Origin of the sequence: Mucilaginibacter ginsenosidivorans, from assembly GCF_007971025.1 — a bacterium.
Classification (GTDB): domain Bacteria; phylum Bacteroidota; class Bacteroidia; order Sphingobacteriales; family Sphingobacteriaceae; genus Mucilaginibacter; species Mucilaginibacter ginsenosidivorans.
Window position 1 is genome coordinate 3008741 of the sequence record NZ_CP042436.1, and the last position, 15471, is coordinate 3024211.

Genomic DNA, 15471 nt, shown 5'->3' on the forward strand with positions numbered 1-15471 from the left:
ATTTACGTGAACAGATTTATTTATCCGACGGATTCTTTTTCCCTGCCTCTAATTTCTCAATCAATTTTACTAATCTTTCCCCTTTGGTCTTTTCCTGCTTCGCGGTTAATATCCAAAGCACATACTCTTTTCGGTTGGAGTAAGAGAGTTTTTCGTAATTGGCCAGGGCCTGCTGACTTTTTTCGAGAACGGTTTTGATCTCATCGGGCAGCCGGACAATTCGGTTGTCTACGTCTATCCATTGACTGTATTCGTTTTGTTTGAGCTCGTCGTTGCGGGTGTCGGATGTTTTGGTTAGTTCTTTAGGACGAAAACGTAATGCTGTCCAGGTATGGTTTATTGCAGCCGCAGCAACGCCTCCATAACCATATTTGCCCAGCTCGTCCCAACTGCTGATCATCTCCAGGTCGCTTTCAATGCCGGAGGTTTTTTTGGGATACATGATCCAAAATACGGACAAGGACTTTAATAAAGGCATCACGATTTCCAGGCTGTCCGCCAGTTCGTGGCTGCTTTTTACAAACAATTGAACGCCATCAAAATCGCCAGCTGTATTATAAGAAACGGCCGCACCTTCAGGAAGGGGTTCGAGCAAACTTAGGTAGCCTGACGGGGCATTATACAAAAGCCAGTACTGGCCCGGCTTCATCTGGAGTTTTTTGGCAATGGTGGACACGGTTCAATAGATTTTAATTTCTATAAATATCTGACAAATCTTTGAATCCCACTTATCGGAAATTGCGATTAATAATTTGCTATGAATTATTAACCATGATCTTTCCAAAGAAATCCCAAAGTACAATACCTGCAGATACTACGATATTAAATGAGTGTTTTGTGCCGAATTGTGGTATCTCGATACAGGCGTCGATCTCCTTCATTACCTCATCGCTTACGCCGTTAACTTCGTTACCAAAAATAAGGGCATATTTTTTATTAGTTTCTGCCTCAAAGTCATTCAGCATAATGCTGTTTTCGGCTTGTTCAATGGCAATAATGGAATAACCTTCGTTTCGCAATTCTTCGACAGCCTGCAGGGGGGTAGGATAGTGGCTCCAATTGACAGACTGTGTGGCGCCGAGCGCCGTTTTTTCTATCTCGCGGTGTGGCGGCTGACCTGTGATACCGCAAAGGCAAATTTTTTCGACCGCAAAACCATCGCAGGTGCGAAATATCGAGCCAACATTATGCATACTGCGCACGTTATCGAGCACCACAACTACGGGGAGTTTTTCCTGTGCTTTAAATTCTGGGACGGAGGCGCGGTTAAGCTCGTCGAGTTTTAGCTTCCTCAATGTTGGAGATCTGTGATTAGTGAAACAACTACAAATTTACGGTTTGTTTCAGTATTCCCACGCCATCGCCGATAAGCGAACTATAAACCGAAGGTGCGTAGCCGATCTTCGACGTGTAATATTCGCTAACCTCGTTACTGAATTTGTCAAAACCGCTCTCTTTAACCAGCGCTATGGCGCATCCGCCAAAGCCTGCACCGGTCATGCGCGCACCGGCAACATCAGGATTGGTCTGGCTGTATTCAACAACGGCATCCAATTCTTTACCACTTACTTCGTATAGGTTTTTAAGCGAATTGTGCGAATCAAACATTAACTGGCCAAATTCCCCCAGGTCGCCGGTTGCCAAAGCGGTGGCCGCTAATTTCACACGGTCGTTTTCCTGTATAACATGGGTTGCGCGTTTTAGCACAATCTCGTCGGTTATTAAATGTTTGTATTTTTCGAATTCGGCACTATCAATATCGCATAGGTTTTGTATATCCAGTTCCTGCTGCAGCGCTTTCAATGCTGCCTGGCACTCGCTTACCCGTTCATTATATTTCGACTCAGCTAGTTTGCGGGGTTTATTGGTATTGATTATCGCAAGCACATATTCGCCTAAATTACTATCCACTGCTTTATATTCAAGTGTATCGCAATTAAGCATCAGGGCCTTATCCTTTTCGCCGAACGCAACGGCAAACTGGTCCATAATACCACAATTGACACCGATAAAAACGTTCTCAACCTGCTTAGATAGCTGTACCAACTCCAGTTTTGAGTAGCCACATTCGAACAGGTCATTCAACATATAAGCTGTAACCACTTCGATTGAAGCCGAGGATGACAGCCCCGAACTGATGGGAATATCACCGTAATAAAGCAGGTCAAGCCCCGTTATTTTATTATGCTCAGCCAGGAAATAGTCAATAATTCCCAATGGATAATTGAACCATATTTCACCGGTCTTCCCGTACCCGTCCTGCACCGGGATGTCTAATTTGTCGTTAAAGTTCAGGCTTCTGAACCGGAAAACGTTGTCATTGTTAGCGGATACAAATACATAAGTGCCAAAGGTAATGGCGCAGGGCATCACCAACCCTCCATTGTAGTCGATATGCTCGCCGATAAGGTTTACACGGCCGGGCGAGAAGTAGGCATTCTCAGCGTCTTTATTAAATATCTTTTTATACTCCCCGTAAAGGTCTTTCTTCATTCTCAAAATGTTATGCGAAAACAAATATTGTAATTTTTACAGTTATTCCTGCTTTTTATTTTTAAACTGCTGAAAATCAATGGAAAATACCTTTAGGCCGATTTGTTTGGCACAAAAAAGCGGGCAGCTATTTTTAGCTGCCCGCTTAAAATTACGGATAATTTTTTTTTTATTGTTTGGTATATCCGCCAGTCAGCAGATTGATGTTATAAGTAGCGCCACCTGTTATAACCAGGGTAGCCGTGCCATCGCCATTGAACGTTGCTGTGCCGGTATAGTTGTAAGTGTATTTTCCGGCAACTCCGCTTACCGTAACTGTCGCTGTGCCGCTTTTTATGGCCCTTGATGGTTTTGCCAGGGTAAGGTTAGTGATCACAATATCAATATTGCTGTTGCCGGTAGCCTTATTGCCAACCTTTGACACAAACGAACCTTGTCTTTTATATTCGCCGTTGATCACATAATTTGGAGCAGCCTGGGTTAGGCCCGCGATAGTTGCAGTAGCCGTGCCTTCAGCCGTGGTAGATACGCGCGGACCGTCAAAAGTACCATGGTAAGTAAGCGCGTTTACCAGGTTATCGGGCTGATTTTCAGCATTACAATTTAGTGTATGAGCATATTTTACAAAATAATCATACGAAACGGAACTGTTTGAACCTGTATAAGTGGCGCTATCGGTTTGGGTGGTACCACATTCCTGGTGATGATCGTTAACACCAAGTGAATTGACTGTTTGTGAGCCTGTTGATGCAAGACCCTGTGCATTTACTGCTATTGCGTCACTCATGGATGCCACGCCACCCGAATTTGATGCGAATGCGCTTGCCGCCATGTCGGCAGCCTGGTCACTTGTTAAATTGCCTGATGCAGAGGTGCTGTCTTTCTTACACGAGAACGCGCCCAGCATCAAAAGCGCGATAATAGATAGTCTGAATGTTTTCATTTTTTAAAGGGGGTTTAATGTTGTTTGCCTGGATATGACTTTGCGATGATCTAATGGTTTAATCGGTGGATAAAATGTACTTCACTTTTTTCGTCTGTGTTAACCTTTAGCTATTTTAAAAGGGATAAGGGCTCAAAAAAAGCCCCTGCCTTAACAGGGGCTCAAACTGAATTTAACCTTACACCTATGAATTACTAATTAAACTTATGTATCGTGTTTTACGCAATACCTTAGATGAAAGTTATGCTGAAGTATTAAAAGTTATTAACATTTTTTAAGCTATCTTGCTGATAATCTATTAGATACAAAACTATCGGCGGCATTACATGAATCGCGCAAAGCGCTGATAATCTTACGAATGTGATGAAATACCATTTAATATTTCCATATCACCGCTGGTTAACTCCACATTTTTCGCTTTCATATTTTCTTCCAAATGCTCAGCACTCGACGTCCCCGGTATCAGCAGAATATTGTCGGCATGATGCAAAAGCCAGCTCAGGGCCACCTGGTGAGCAGTTGCATTGTGTTTATCGGCAACCTGTTTTATTTTCTCGTCCGCATCGACATTGCCGGCGCTTAGGGGGAACCATGGAATAAATGCGATATCATTTTCTTTACAATATTCAAGCACAGGTTCCCAGCCCCGGTTATCAACACTGTATTTGTTTTGAACCGAAACCACATCAAAGTATTGCTGCGCTTTTTTGATGTCCGCAACGCTTACTTCCGATAAACCAATATGCTTGATCTTGCCTTCCTGTTGGGCTGTCTTCAAAAATTCAAAAGTTTTTTCCGCAGGTACTTTTGGGTCGATGCGGTGCAGTTGATACAGATCTATGCGGTCAAGCTTTAGTCTTTTCAAACTGCCTTCCAGCGCTTCCTTTAAATGGTCGGGGTGGGCGTTGACGGGCCACTGATCGGGGCCGGTGCGGGTTAATCCTCCTTTGGTTGCAATTACAAGTCCGGTTGTATAGGGGTAAAGGGCCTCGGCTATCAATTCTTCGGATACGTAGGGGCTGTAGCTGTCGGCAGTGTCGATAAAATTGACACCCAGTTCGACAGCCCGTTTTAATACCTTCAAAGCCTCATCTTTACTGTCGGGCGGTCCCCAAATGCCTTTGCCGGTAATGCGCATTGCTCCGTAACCAAGGCGGTTGACGGTCAGGTCGCCGCCAATGGAGAATGTTTGTTCAAATGTTGTTGCAGTTGCCATATCAAAATAGTTTAACCAAAAGTTTAACACGGCCTGCGCTTAAATGTTCTGCAATTAGATTGTAAAAACAACTGCATATCAGAATCTCTTGACAGGGAAATAGTACATTAGTTTTAAAATCCTGAACATGAAGAAAACACAAACCTATGCCACCCACAAACGGATTGTACCCGGCTTTCATTTTTTAGCAAGTTCGTTGCTGTTCCTGGGCGCTATTGCCGCAATAGTAAATATATTCAGGCATCCGCCCTACACAGGGGGCTTTGTAAGCGCTGTATTGCTGGAGGTAATGTTTATTGCCGGCCTGCTTTTGTTTTGGTACGCACGGCAGTTCGCGTTGAGAGCGCAGGACCGGGCCATCAGGGCCGAAGAGAACCTGAGGCACTATGTGCTTACCGGCAAGCTTTTGGACGCCCGTTTAAGCATGGCACAAACCATTGCCCTGCGCTTTGCACCCGATGAGGAATTTCCCGAACTGGCCGGTAAGGCCGCAGTTGAAAACATGAGTTCTGAAGAAATAAAAAAGGCTGTCGTTCAATGGAGGGCCGATCATCACCGGGCCTGAAGCGGAACCTGATGAAGATATAAAAGCATCCCCGTAATTATCCACGGGGATGCTTTTTTGTTAAGACCGGATGTTAGGCCTGCGTTTGGTGGTATCCGGCTTTTGATTGCCCGGCTGGTTTTGATTGTTCCCTTTGTTGTTATGGATCGGCTGCAAATTCGGGCGCAGAGCAGGGTTTGCCTGCGGGCGCGGAGCAGGTTGATTATTAGCAGGCTGCTGAGCCGGGTTTGTTCCGTTTGGTTGATTAGGCTGTTGCCCGGTTTGCTGCGGCGAAAAATTTTTATCGGGATTTGGATTTCCCCGGTGCCGTTGCGGTTGCGCGGCATTGGGATCTGTATTTGGCTGTCCCTGCCCGTTGTGCTGCCCCTGGTTTTGCCCTTGCCCCTGGTTCGGATTTCCGTTAGGCTGGTTAGGCTGTCCCTGTCCGTTATGCTGCCCCTGGTTTTGCCCTTGCCCCTGGTTCGGATTTCCGTTAGGCTGGTTAGGCTGTCCCTGTCCGTTATGCTGCCCCTGGTTTTGGCCTTGTCCCTGGTTCGGATTTCCGTTTGGCTGATTTGGCTGGCCCTGCCCGTTGTGCTGCCCCTGGTTTTGCCCTTGTCCCTGGTTCGGGTTCCCGTTTGATTGGTTAGGCTGTCCCTGTCCGTTATGCTGCCCCTGGTTCTGCCCTTGCCCCTGGTTCGGGTTCCCGTTGGGGCGGTTGGGTTGACTCTGCCCGTTATTATTACGGCCGGGGTTTTGGTACTGACCCGGATTTTGGTTTTGCCCGTTATTCCCATTATCCCGTTGCGGCATTTGAACGCCTAATCTGAAATGATCATATTTCCGCGGTGCCGGCCTGTGATCGGGTTGATTGCCCGGCTTTATCACCGGGTGATAAACAGAAATATGATTATTATTTACTACTACGGCGCCGGGTTTTGTCCTGTCGGTAATGGTAACCGGTTGTATCCTGTCGTTGGTAACCCTTTCCACGTCGTACACCTGCGGTCCGCGGTTGTATTCGCTCGCCGTCCTGATGCCGCCATAATTAGCTCCGCGATGATAGGAGTCAGTATACCCGGTGTTGCTGTTCCTGATCACCCTAATATTATTAACGATAGTTATATTATTATAAACAATGTAGTTGTGAACGCTTACCTGGTTAAACCGCCTGGCCGGTACCATGTTCCAGGTATATGGTGCAGGTTTCCACCAGCCCAGTTCGGCTTCTTTTATACTAACACGCGGAGGGAGCGGCGCCCAGCAAAAGTAATCGCCCGAAGTGCCCCAGGTAACCCATGCCGGTGCCCAGTCATCGCCCGGCTGCCAGCACCAGCCGTAATAGCCGTCATAAAACCAACGGCCATAGTGGAACGTGGCCCAGCCCCAATCATAATTGGAGGCCCAGGTCCAGCCATAATCACTATAAACCCAATTCCCGTTTGTTGCGTAAGGCCGAAAGTCGTTACCGACATTGGGTATCCACACATAACCATAGTCAGGATAATCTACCCAGCGGCCATAAGGGCTTAACTCGTCGTAAAACACCTGGTCGGTTTGCGGCGAGTCGTCATAATCAGGGTAATTATCGTTAAAGCCCGGTTGCTGGTAATCGGGCGGAGGCTGGTTATAACCAGTCTGCGAATCATTGTATACTGGTGCAGGCTCGTACACAGTACTCTGCACCCAGGCGCCGCAGCCTGCAAGCAGGGTGGCGGCGGGTATGATCAAATAAAATGCTCTTTTCATCTCAATATAAGGTTAGCGTTGTTATCAATTATACAGGTATGATTATGAACAGGACAATAGGTTTAATCCCTTGAACTAACCTGACATTTAAATGTAACGCGCCTGTTACAAAAGTATATTATTTTGCGCAGACAATACGCGGCGTGGCGCCCAACGCCCGGAGACAATAATTTTGAACCGGATTTTGACCGAAGCCGGTTCAAATTGCATATTTAAAGAATATTTTGGTTTGGCGGATTATCTACCGCCACAGGCCTATTATAGCGCCCATCAGCGTAAGCGATACAATACTGTAGCCGCCATTGATAAAAATATGGCGCCAGCTTTTGAGTTCGAACAAGCTATGGATGGCTATGGCACAAAACGTCCAGATACCGGCAAGAAATCCGGCCGTTGCACCCCAACTTACATCGGTGATGTGACCGGGACTATCGGCAAGGAACATGGCAAGGTTTACTGCCATTAAAAGAGAGAAAATAGCTGTAAAACCGAATATTTTTCCTTTGTTGCCTTGCTTAATATCGTCTTCGGTGAGTTTACTATCGGTCATCCAGGCGTTACCAAAAATACCGCGCGAATACCATATGCCGCCAACGGCAAATGCTGAGATACCGGCTGCAATTACGGCCAGCCAGTTAATTGATGAAGGATTCATGTGTTTCAGGTTTAATCTTAGTTAAATAAATCTAAGAAAATATTTTGAAACTACTGAACCTTATAGCGGTAAATATACCAGCCCAAATTGCCGTCCTTATCTATTCCCTCAATTATCGCTTTATACGTGCCGGCACCATCGGCGTTAAAAAAATCGAACGATGCCGCGCCGGTTTTATCTGTTATAACGGAAGGGTTCCAATAGATCGTACTGCGCAGGTCGGCCCCCGCCCGTGGGGCAGCAGGATTGTCATATTTGGGAGCGTAAAATACACGCGTTGCATCATACCCGCCCGGCACAAATTCAACCAGGTAGCCCTTTGGCAAAAGATCGGCCAGTTGCTCCTTGCTTATTTTTTCTCCTTTGGGCTGTTTTTTTAGGTTGATCTCGATAACGCCTTTGTTGTTGGTAGCGCGGTTTATACCCGATAATCCATCGTTCAAAAATATTTCAACCGATTCAACAGCGTCCGAATTGATATTCTGCAAATAATTATAGTCAGTTGCCATGCCGTTAACATACACCGCAACCGGCGTGCGCGCACCGGAATTATAGTCGCGGGTGATATAAAGGTTATTGCCATCCGAAGTCAGGCCGATGGCTTGCGCCGCCAAACACTGAAAGAACACCGGGCAACCCTTAAACTGTTCGCCATTAATGGTATGGTCGGCAACAATATTTAAGCCCTGCAAAGTGCTGAAATCGGAGTGACTGACCTTTTTTGGTCCTGCCTTATCCTTAATAACCACTTCCTCCAGGGTGTGGGTTTTGTTTAAAGCATTTTGCTGCTTTAAGCTATTTTCGAGGTAAGGACGTATGGTACTGTCAATATTGGCAACATAACCCGTTTAGTTATTAAATATGCTTGTCGGGGGCAGCACAAAAGGATTAACGGTTAATACCATATTACTGCCGCCAGGGTTATCGCGTGCATTCAGTGTCACCTTCGACGAGTCGGATACGAGTACATTGGAGAACTTGAAATTGCCGCTCATGTCGGTTTGCGTCTGGGTCGAAAAACTTTTATCAGGTATTATCAGCCGCACATTACCTTTTGATACCGGTATGCCTGTATTGCTTCGCAAAATACCCGAAATTTCAATGCCCTGTTCGGGTAAAAACGATATGGGGGGATTTCTGTCGCTAACAATATTTCTGTAAGAAAAGCGCCTGTAACCCTGCGTCAGCATCAGCACATCCAGGTCGGCCTCGGTTTTACTGTTCGGATGATTAAAATAGTAATTCGGCTTCTCAATAAAGCCCCTCAGGTCCGATGTCAGCAACAGGTGGCTCAGGATGGTCGTTTCGTCGTTCTCATCATAAGGGACAAGCGTCTCGTCAACAACGGAAACGGAAAAACTGCCTTCAGCCGGCACCTCTTTGTTTTTTGCAGAGACCGTCATCTTTACTTTTTGCCTGCGCCCGTAATTTTGTTTGTCCGAGCGTAGCGTGAGGCTCATCAGGTCATCGTGCCTTATAAAAGCGATCCTCTCGCTAAGCGGCGATCCTTTCACCGAAAATAAAGTTACCTGCACTATTCCCGTCGGAAATTTATTTTTTGGGATGCTTGCTGCGTACACCGGGCTTCGTAAACTTGCCTGGGCCGCGTAGCATATAACGCCGTTGCTTTGCGCAATTACATAGAAAGGTTTATTCTGATTTCTTGTAAAAAAGGCTTCGTTCGCGGCAATTTTTATGCCCAGAGTATCAGCATCAGAGTTATTCAACGATAAATTGATGCCTTCATCCCGTGGTGTGGGCAGGTCGATACTGGTTTTTGTACCGTCGGCAAAAGTAAAATTAGCTTTGTAGGTTTTCCCGTTTTCCGGCTGTACGGCAAATACACCCATACCCAGGTGCTGCGAATCGAAACTTGCCATTACCGCACCGGTATTATCCGTCACGTTGCCTTTAGCGTCGATGCCGCGGCCGTCGGGTTTGAGCGCCTTAAAAGCGACACGCGAGCGTATGCCATCTATCAGGTATCCTCCCTCGGGGAAAAGCTGTACGTCCACATCGGGTGGTGTCGTCTCGAGCGCAAAAACCTTGTTTATGAGTTTTTTGTCATCCAGCTCCAGATCGGTTTGGACAGTTGCCGTATTAAGCGCCGAAACTTTATCCGTCAGGAAATTGATGTTCAGCTTCCCGTTCGCATCGGTTTGATCCCTGCCTTTTTCAATGGTCTGGTCGTCGCTCATAACCCGCCAGTTCACCTTTTTATTGACGTAAGGGTTGCCGTTCTGGTCTTTATAAACGATGTCGGCCACAATACGGGCCGTTTTTTCCGAGATCGAATTTTTAAATGTTATGCGCGGGATAACCTGGTTGCTTTCGGTACTGCCAATGCTTAACGTGCGGTTAAAAAAATACGCCTGGTCGAAATTGCGCATCCAGCGTGTATAGGCACGTATGCGGTAGTCGCCTCGTTTATAACTATTTGGCGCAAGCGCCAGGAAGCTGTTTGCCATACCATTAACCAGTTGCAGCTTAAGCTCATTCAATAACACACCCTGCTGGTTTATGAAATCGATATAAAGGATCTTGCTCAGCGGCGAAGGCATGTGCAGGCCCACAGTTACATAGGCTTTTAGCCAGATGGTATCGCCTACCGCGTAATAGGGTTTGTCAAATTGTAAGAAAACTTTTTCGATAGGGTGGCCGCTCGTATAATTCTGGGTCTTTTCAATTATTGTGGTCAGGGCTACACTATCGCGTTGGGCTGTAGCCGATAAACGGATGATAGTAAGTAAAATGGATAAAGCGAATAAAAATTTTCTTAGATTCATCAAATTATTTGCATCAAAGGAACGGGCTAAATATAGTTATTTCTGAATACAGCCCCGAAAAGGAGTAAGTCTTTAACATTTTTTTACACTTACCCTCGTTCAAAACAAACCATTGATTGTTACAACGGCTTACATAGCTGTAAAAGTGTAAGAAGCAGTTAAGTAACCAGATTTTTATAATCCAGTATAATAAATGAAGCGAAAAGCCGGGAAAGCTTATTTTAACGAACTATGGTACCAGATGAAAAGCGATCTGCGCGATTTTATTAAAACCGGCGACCAGGAAAAACTCCATCATTTCAGGGTACAGGTAAAAAAGTTGCGGGCCTTTTTGTTGCTGGTCGATCATACTCTGCCGAATAGTAAGCTTTTGAAGGCCTTTAAACCCATCAGGCAGATATTTAAGGACGGCGGCAAAATACGCGAAGCTTACCTTAACTTGCAATTGAGCTCGAAATATGGCCTGAAAAACGATGACTTTATCCTGCAACAGGTGAATGACATGGATAAAGATATCAAGGCGTTCATGGATAATTCGAAACAATACCTGAAGACGGTGAGGGCGGTGCATGCCGGAATTGAAGACGGCCTTAAGGCTGTTGAGGACGAACATATAAGCGAATTTTACAAAAGCCAGTTAGAGCAAATAACTGTTACGCTGAATAAGCTTGAATTTAACGAGGGCCTGCACGAATGCCGTAAAAGAATAAAAACACTTTTATATAACCGTAAGATAGCCGCCGAAGCCCTGCAAAGCAGCCTGCGAATTGATAACGATTACCTGGATAAATTGCAGGAAGGCATAGGCCAGTGGCACGATGGCCTGCTGGCTATAGCCCTTTTTTCGGCGGCGGGAATAAATGCCAAAACTGTTGTCGCCAAAATAAAGCGGCAAAATACCCGGCAGCGGAAGTCGATAAGCAACCTGGCCGCTGATTTCTGGAAGAAAGCGACGTTTGCGGGCCAGACCATTGATAACGGACAGGAAGCAAGGGTATGGGTGTAGAAATAGAACGGAAATTTTTGGTCGACCATGATAAATGGGAAAAGGTAAGCAAGCCGGAAGGAACACACTACCGGCAGGGCTATATTGTGGCCGATAGCGGCCGGACGGTGCGCATACGGGTTTCGGAAAGGAAAGCTTTTTTGAACCTGAAAAGCAAGTCGGGTTCGTCACATATGTCGCGCAGCGAGTATGAATATGAGATACCGCTGGACGAGGGTTTGGAGATACTTGAAAAATTTACGACCAACGGGACCGAGAAAATAAGATACAACATCCACTTTGCGGGTAAGTTATGGGAAGTGGATGTTTTCAGCGGGGATAACGCAGGGTTAATAGTGGCGGAAATAGAACTCGAAAGTGAAGATGAACAGTTTGAAAGGCCCGAATGGGTAACTATTGAAGTTACCGACGATGGCAGGTACACCAACGCGGCGCTGTCTAAACACCCTTTTAAAGATTGGTAACATAAGATTTACGAAGTTTTAAAAGGCGCAGTAAACCGGAATGTTGCTTTTTTCATAACTTCATTGCATTAACCAATTCACCCGATCATGAAACTCTTTTTATTTTTTGCTTCGTTTTTGCTGTGCAGCACTGTTTATGCGCAGGAAGTGCCCGCTCGTTGGGACGAGCTAACCGCTACCGACTGGCAGGCAGCGCTCGATAAATCGTCTCAAACCTGTATACTCCCGTTTGGGATACTAGAAAAGCATGGCCCTCATTCGCCGATCGGAACCGACCTGATCCATGTGCGCGAATGGGCCGCACGCGCTACCAAACAGGAATATGCCGTGGTATTTCCCGATTACTTTTACGGGCAGATCAACGAGGCCCGGCAGCAGCCCGGTACCTTCGCGCTTCCTGCCCAACTGATCTATAATCTGCTGGAAGCTACCTGCGACGAAATCGCCCGCAACGGCTTTAAAAAAATAGTGATACTGAACGGACATGGTGGTAACCCCGAATTTATTCGGTTCTTCATGCAATCGTTCCTGAACAAACGACACAATTACGCCATCTATTTTTACGACCCCGAGAACGACCCCACCTTCCAGGCCGAATACCGCAAGATGCACAAATCGGATATGCGCGGCGATGAGCACGCAGGTGAAAGTGAAACGTCTGTATTGATGTATTACCGCCCCGACCTGATGCGCATGGACAGGGCTACATCACAGTCAGGTGCCGACCAGAAACGGCTGAGCCTGCCGGGAGTTTATACGCCTATCTGGTGGTATGCTTCGTTCCCAAATCACTATGCAGGCGAAGGGGCAAAAGCTACTGCCGACTTTGGCAAGTTTATAACTGACCACGAGATCGCATCATTCATTAAAGTACTGAAGGAAATAAAAGCAGACACCACAACAATTAAGTTGCAGGACGAATTTTATGACCGGGTAGATAATCTGGGCACAAGCAAGCAATAAAAATTCAGGCAGTTTTCGTTTTTTTTACCGATACATTTAGAGTTCACGGCGCTACCGCTTGCCGCGTCGTTCTTTGGATCAATTGGCTTATTTTCAGTTATTTGAAATTTTGACGTCGTCAAAAGCGCCCCGTTTTTGCATTTTTTATGAACATGGCGGGTGGTAATTTCCGCCGCGCCAAGGCAACCATTCTGCGTTTTTTGCCGTGATGTAGGTATGAGAACTATATCAAATACATTTATTATGAAAACGAAAATGGTATGTGCGGCCATCCTGCTGATGGCAAGTGTTTTATTTTTAGGGGCCTGTGGCAAGTCTGGTAATTCAACAAATCCTACATCATCGGGAAACACGCCGGTGGCTGCTGCAAATGTGAGTATCGAAAACTTTGCTTTTTCGCCCGCAACCGTTCATGTCAAAATTGGCGGATCGGTTACCTGGACAAACAAAGATGCGACGCCGCATACGGCTACCGATCTCGGCGGAGCGTTTGACAGTGGCAGCCTGGCCGTTGACCAGACTTTCAAAAAGACGTTTGCCACTGCCGGTACGTACACTTACCACTGCACCATCCATTCGATGATGGCGAATGCCACTGTGGTGGTTGGTAATTAAAACGCCTTTGGTTTTTTGTAAAATTATATCAAAGTTGGCTGAAAAACGTAAGCCCCCGGTTTTGTAACCGTGGGGCTTACTATTTTAAGTACCCGCGTCTGTGTAGCGAGAATAACAGGTGGCGGGTTTTTTAACTCCAGCCTGTGCCTTTTTTAGCAGCGCCGCTCGAGATGTGACCCTCTGCAGTTGCTTTACTCATGATAGCCGACATTTTATTGCCTGCAGCGTCTTTACCGCTTGCAATATATCTGCCTGATTTTACGTCGATCACCGGATCGATCATTGGAACATTTTTAGTTTTTGTTTTTACCGAGTAGGCGGTAATTCCACTTTCGTTTGCCATGATAAGTTTGTTTTTAATTTAAAGGTAACCCACAAAATAGGTTTTTGTTTAGAATATATGTTAGAAAGATAAAAAAAGTCGTCATTCAGGGGTCTTTAATAGTACATACGGCCGATCCGTCGTTGTTTGCGTGGGTCCAGTTAGTAAAATGTATGCCGTCGGCATGATCGGGGTCCAGGTCGCGCCGGTATAAAATATCGTTACTGTCGTCAACCGTGAATGACCGCGACTGTCCTTTTACCAGGTACTGGTCGAAGATGATACCGGCACGATCCGGCCCGGATCGAAGCGCCTTTTTTACCTGGATGTGTACTTTTTGCCAGCGGGAGTTTGTAACAGAAACTGTAGAATTGAATTGCATATAGTTGCGGTAAAGCACAAATAGAAGCAACGCAATTATGCCGGTCACAAATATTGTGGTAAAATATTTTCTCACGATAAAGAAAGGTATATCCTGGTAACTTTCAACCATCTGACAGGTTTAATTTATTTTGGTTTAAAGGTAAAAAGCACCCTGTTTGCAAATGGCAGTGTTAACACCCAATTTAACCACGGGTTTTACGCAATCCGGTTTGGTGAAATACACGGGTTATTTTATTAATATTGTATAAGAAAAACATTAGCCATGAGCAATACCAAACGCGATTCGGGGATAGCTTACATGTTATTAGGGATATATTCTCTTATGGTAAGCTGGTATTTTAACCATTCTATCATCCTGCTTATTATCTGCTATATATTCTGGCCCATTTACCTGCTGTATGAAGTGTTGAGCGGGCACCTTTCGCATGGTATGTGGAAGGAAATACCGCTGTCTTATTTTAAGTAAGCGTAATTTCCGCAAAAAATACCGTAAAAACACGGGTTGACAGAAGGGTGCATGTTAATTACCTTAGTGTTAATTAACTTCCTGCCTATCATTCACCTAAAGTCACTGTCATGCCAACGCCCTACATTGTAATTTTGCTTGTTCTAACGGTTATTGTTATTGCCATATCGTTATACACAGATATGCTCCGGAACACCGTATTTAACCTGGCCACCATTGCCGGACTGGCTAAAAGAGATGGGAAAAAAGAACGCCCTGCCTTTAGCCTGGCGAAGACGCAGCTCGCGTTTTGGTCCGTAATTATAATAGGTTCCTATTTTTACGTCGCCTTTTTTACTCCCGGCCTGAACGGTATCAGATTTAATATAGAGATAGGTGCCGTTAACCTTACATTACTCGGCATAGCGGCCGGAACAACCATTGTGGGTAAAGCTATCGATAGCAACCAGCAGTCAAATACCACTGTTAATCCTGCTGATAAACAACAGAACCACCCGGGCACGGGCTTCTTTTTCGTTGATATCATTTCTGACGAAACAGGTGTGAGCATTCACAGGCTGCAAAATGTTATCTGGACACTTGTGGTAGGTGTGGTGTATATAGCATTTGTAAGTTCAAATTGTAAACTGCCGGATGATAAAGTGATCACCAATACATTGCTGGGGCTTATGGGTATAAGCTCTGCCGCATACCTGGGTGTAAAAACTAAGGAAAACACTGCACCACAGCCGCAGCCCGAGCCTGGCGATAAAGATAATCAACCCGGGGGGGGAAACGCTCCTGGCGGCGGTAACCCGGTTGGTGGCGTTAATCCTCAAGGCGGAAATAATCCTCCTGCACAATAAAATTGTCTCAACAATTAGCT

The 15471-nt window shown here is 45.7% G+C and carries 18 protein-coding genes; 7 read left to right on the top strand and 11 right to left on the bottom strand.

Annotated elements, in window-relative coordinates; translation table 11 throughout:
- Positions 1-16 precede the first annotated feature (16 nt).
- From FRZ54_RS13750 to FRZ54_RS13770, 5 genes are all read right to left on the bottom strand, one after another.
- Positions 17-676 (bottom strand): YdeI/OmpD-associated family protein, encoded by a 660-nt coding sequence (locus FRZ54_RS13750; protein ID WP_147032170.1) that lies wholly within the window; start codon positions 674-676, stop codon positions 17-19.
- 79 nt (positions 677-755) lie between these two features.
- Positions 756-1295, bottom strand: a complete 540-nt coding sequence (locus FRZ54_RS13755) for an RNA methyltransferase (RefSeq protein ID WP_147032171.1) — start codon at positions 1293-1295, stop codon at positions 756-758.
- A 28-nt stretch (positions 1296-1323) separates the two neighbouring features.
- A complete protein-coding gene (locus FRZ54_RS13760; RefSeq protein ID WP_147032172.1) occupies positions 1324-2493 on the bottom strand; it encodes a galactokinase in 1170 nt (389 codons plus the stop codon).
- A 169-nt stretch (positions 2494-2662) separates the two neighbouring features.
- A complete protein-coding gene (locus tag FRZ54_RS13765) occupies positions 2663-3436 on the bottom strand; it encodes a hypothetical protein (RefSeq protein WP_147032173.1) in 774 nt (257 codons plus the stop codon).
- A gap of 352 nt (positions 3437-3788) precedes the next feature.
- Positions 3789-4652 (bottom strand): aldo/keto reductase, encoded by an 864-nt coding sequence (locus FRZ54_RS13770; RefSeq protein WP_147032174.1) that lies wholly within the window; start codon positions 4650-4652, stop codon positions 3789-3791.
- A gap of 127 nt (positions 4653-4779) precedes the next feature.
- On the opposite strand from FRZ54_RS13770, the gene FRZ54_RS13775 reads away from it, so the two are divergent.
- The gene (locus FRZ54_RS13775) at positions 4780-5217 is read left to right on the top strand and encodes a DUF6526 family protein (RefSeq protein WP_147032175.1); all 438 of its coding nucleotides are present in this window, start codon (positions 4780-4782) and stop codon (positions 5215-5217) included.
- A gap of 60 nt (positions 5218-5277) precedes the next feature.
- On the opposite strand, the gene FRZ54_RS13780 is transcribed toward FRZ54_RS13775, so the two are convergent.
- From FRZ54_RS13780 to FRZ54_RS13790, 4 genes are all read right to left on the bottom strand, one after another.
- Positions 5278-6945: a DUF6600 domain-containing protein gene (locus FRZ54_RS13780; RefSeq protein ID WP_147032176.1), complete on the bottom strand. Its 1668-nt coding sequence runs from the start codon at positions 6943-6945 to the stop codon at positions 5278-5280.
- 241 nt (positions 6946-7186) lie between these two features.
- On the bottom strand, positions 7187-7600 hold the full coding sequence (locus tag FRZ54_RS13785; RefSeq protein WP_147032177.1) for a DUF1761 domain-containing protein: 414 nt from the start codon (positions 7598-7600) through the stop codon (positions 7187-7189).
- A gap of 50 nt (positions 7601-7650) precedes the next feature.
- The gene (locus tag FRZ54_RS24735) at positions 7651-8349 is read right to left on the bottom strand and encodes a hypothetical protein (RefSeq protein WP_228462484.1); all 699 of its coding nucleotides are present in this window, start codon (positions 8347-8349) and stop codon (positions 7651-7653) included.
- Positions 8350-8448: 99 nt separating this feature from the next.
- Positions 8449-10386 (bottom strand): carboxypeptidase regulatory-like domain-containing protein, encoded by a 1938-nt coding sequence (locus FRZ54_RS13790; RefSeq protein WP_228462485.1) that lies wholly within the window; start codon positions 10384-10386, stop codon positions 8449-8451.
- 193 nt (positions 10387-10579) lie between these two features.
- Between FRZ54_RS13790 and FRZ54_RS13795 the strand changes: the two genes are divergently transcribed.
- From FRZ54_RS13795 to FRZ54_RS13810, 4 genes are all read left to right on the top strand, one after another.
- The gene (locus FRZ54_RS13795) at positions 10580-11392 is read left to right on the top strand and encodes a CHAD domain-containing protein (protein WP_147032178.1); all 813 of its coding nucleotides are present in this window, start codon (positions 10580-10582) and stop codon (positions 11390-11392) included.
- Positions 11383-11856: a CYTH domain-containing protein gene (locus FRZ54_RS13800; protein ID WP_147032179.1), complete on the top strand. Its 474-nt coding sequence runs from the start codon at positions 11383-11385 to the stop codon at positions 11854-11856. Before FRZ54_RS13795 ends, FRZ54_RS13800 begins: the two co-directional genes overlap by 10 nt.
- An 87-nt stretch (positions 11857-11943) precedes the next feature.
- Positions 11944-12819 carry a creatininase family protein gene (locus FRZ54_RS13805; protein WP_147032180.1) on the top strand — a complete coding sequence of 292 codons (876 nt, stop codon included), beginning with the start codon at positions 11944-11946 and terminating at the stop codon, positions 12817-12819.
- Positions 12820-13062: 243 nt separating this feature from the next.
- Entirely contained in the window at positions 13063-13434 is a 372-nt protein-coding gene (locus FRZ54_RS13810) for a plastocyanin/azurin family copper-binding protein (protein ID WP_228462486.1), read from the top strand.
- Between the two features lie 130 nt (positions 13435-13564).
- Here FRZ54_RS13810 and FRZ54_RS13815 read toward each other — a convergent pair whose 3' ends face one another.
- Complete coding sequence (locus FRZ54_RS13815; protein ID WP_147032181.1) at positions 13565-13777, bottom strand: hypothetical protein; 213 nt, start codon at positions 13775-13777, stop codon at positions 13565-13567.
- 85 nt (positions 13778-13862) lie between these two features.
- Complete coding sequence (locus FRZ54_RS13820) at positions 13863-14249, bottom strand: hypothetical protein (RefSeq protein WP_147032182.1); 387 nt, start codon at positions 14247-14249, stop codon at positions 13863-13865.
- Positions 14250-14402: 153 nt separating this feature from the next.
- Here FRZ54_RS13820 and FRZ54_RS13825 point away from each other — a divergent pair, with 153 nt between their 5' ends.
- Both FRZ54_RS13825 and FRZ54_RS13830 read left to right on the top strand, forming a co-directional pair.
- Positions 14403-14606, top strand: a complete 204-nt coding sequence (locus FRZ54_RS13825; RefSeq protein WP_147032183.1) for a hypothetical protein — start codon at positions 14403-14405, stop codon at positions 14604-14606.
- Positions 14607-14716: 110 nt separating this feature from the next.
- Positions 14717-15451 carry a hypothetical protein gene (locus tag FRZ54_RS13830; protein ID WP_147032184.1) on the top strand — a complete coding sequence of 245 codons (735 nt, stop codon included), beginning with the start codon at positions 14717-14719 and terminating at the stop codon, positions 15449-15451.
- The last annotated feature ends 20 nt before the right edge of the window (positions 15452-15471 follow it).

What these genes read in the sequence shown, in the direction of transcription:
- FRZ54_RS13760 (WP_147032172.1), bottom strand. Translation starts at nt 2,493, where the DNA reads ATGAAGAAAGACCTTTACGGGGAGTATAAAAAGATATTTAATAAAGAC.
- FRZ54_RS13765 (WP_147032173.1), bottom strand. Translation starts at nt 3,436, where the DNA reads ATGAAAACATTCAGACTATCTATTATCGCGCTTTTGATGCTGGGCGCG.
- FRZ54_RS13770 (WP_147032174.1), bottom strand. Translation starts at nt 4,652, where the DNA reads ATGGCAACTGCAACAACATTTGAACAAACATTCTCCATTGGCGGCGAC.
- FRZ54_RS13775 (WP_147032175.1), top strand. Translation starts at nt 4,780, where the DNA reads ATGAAGAAAACACAAACCTATGCCACCCACAAACGGATTGTACCCGGC.
- FRZ54_RS13780 (WP_147032176.1), bottom strand. Translation starts at nt 6,945, where the DNA reads ATGAAAAGAGCATTTTATTTGATCATACCCGCCGCCACCCTGCTTGCA.
- FRZ54_RS13785 (WP_147032177.1), bottom strand. Translation starts at nt 7,600, where the DNA reads ATGAATCCTTCATCAATTAACTGGCTGGCCGTAATTGCAGCCGGTATC.
- FRZ54_RS13790 (WP_228462485.1), bottom strand. Translation starts at nt 10,386, where the DNA reads ATGAATCTAAGAAAATTTTTATTCGCTTTATCCATTTTACTTACTATC.
- FRZ54_RS13795 (WP_147032178.1), top strand. Translation starts at nt 10,580, where the DNA reads ATGAAGCGAAAAGCCGGGAAAGCTTATTTTAACGAACTATGGTACCAG.
- FRZ54_RS13800 (WP_147032179.1), top strand. Translation starts at nt 11,383, where the DNA reads ATGGGTGTAGAAATAGAACGGAAATTTTTGGTCGACCATGATAAATGG.
- FRZ54_RS13805 (WP_147032180.1), top strand. Translation starts at nt 11,944, where the DNA reads ATGAAACTCTTTTTATTTTTTGCTTCGTTTTTGCTGTGCAGCACTGTT.
- FRZ54_RS13810 (WP_228462486.1), top strand. Translation starts at nt 13,063, where the DNA reads ATGAAAACGAAAATGGTATGTGCGGCCATCCTGCTGATGGCAAGTGTT.
- FRZ54_RS13815 (WP_147032181.1), bottom strand. Translation starts at nt 13,777, where the DNA reads ATGGCAAACGAAAGTGGAATTACCGCCTACTCGGTAAAAACAAAAACT.
- FRZ54_RS13820 (WP_147032182.1), bottom strand. Translation starts at nt 14,249, where the DNA reads ATGGTTGAAAGTTACCAGGATATACCTTTCTTTATCGTGAGAAAATAT.
- FRZ54_RS13825 (WP_147032183.1), top strand. Translation starts at nt 14,403, where the DNA reads ATGAGCAATACCAAACGCGATTCGGGGATAGCTTACATGTTATTAGGG.
- FRZ54_RS13830 (WP_147032184.1), top strand. Translation starts at nt 14,717, where the DNA reads ATGCCAACGCCCTACATTGTAATTTTGCTTGTTCTAACGGTTATTGTT.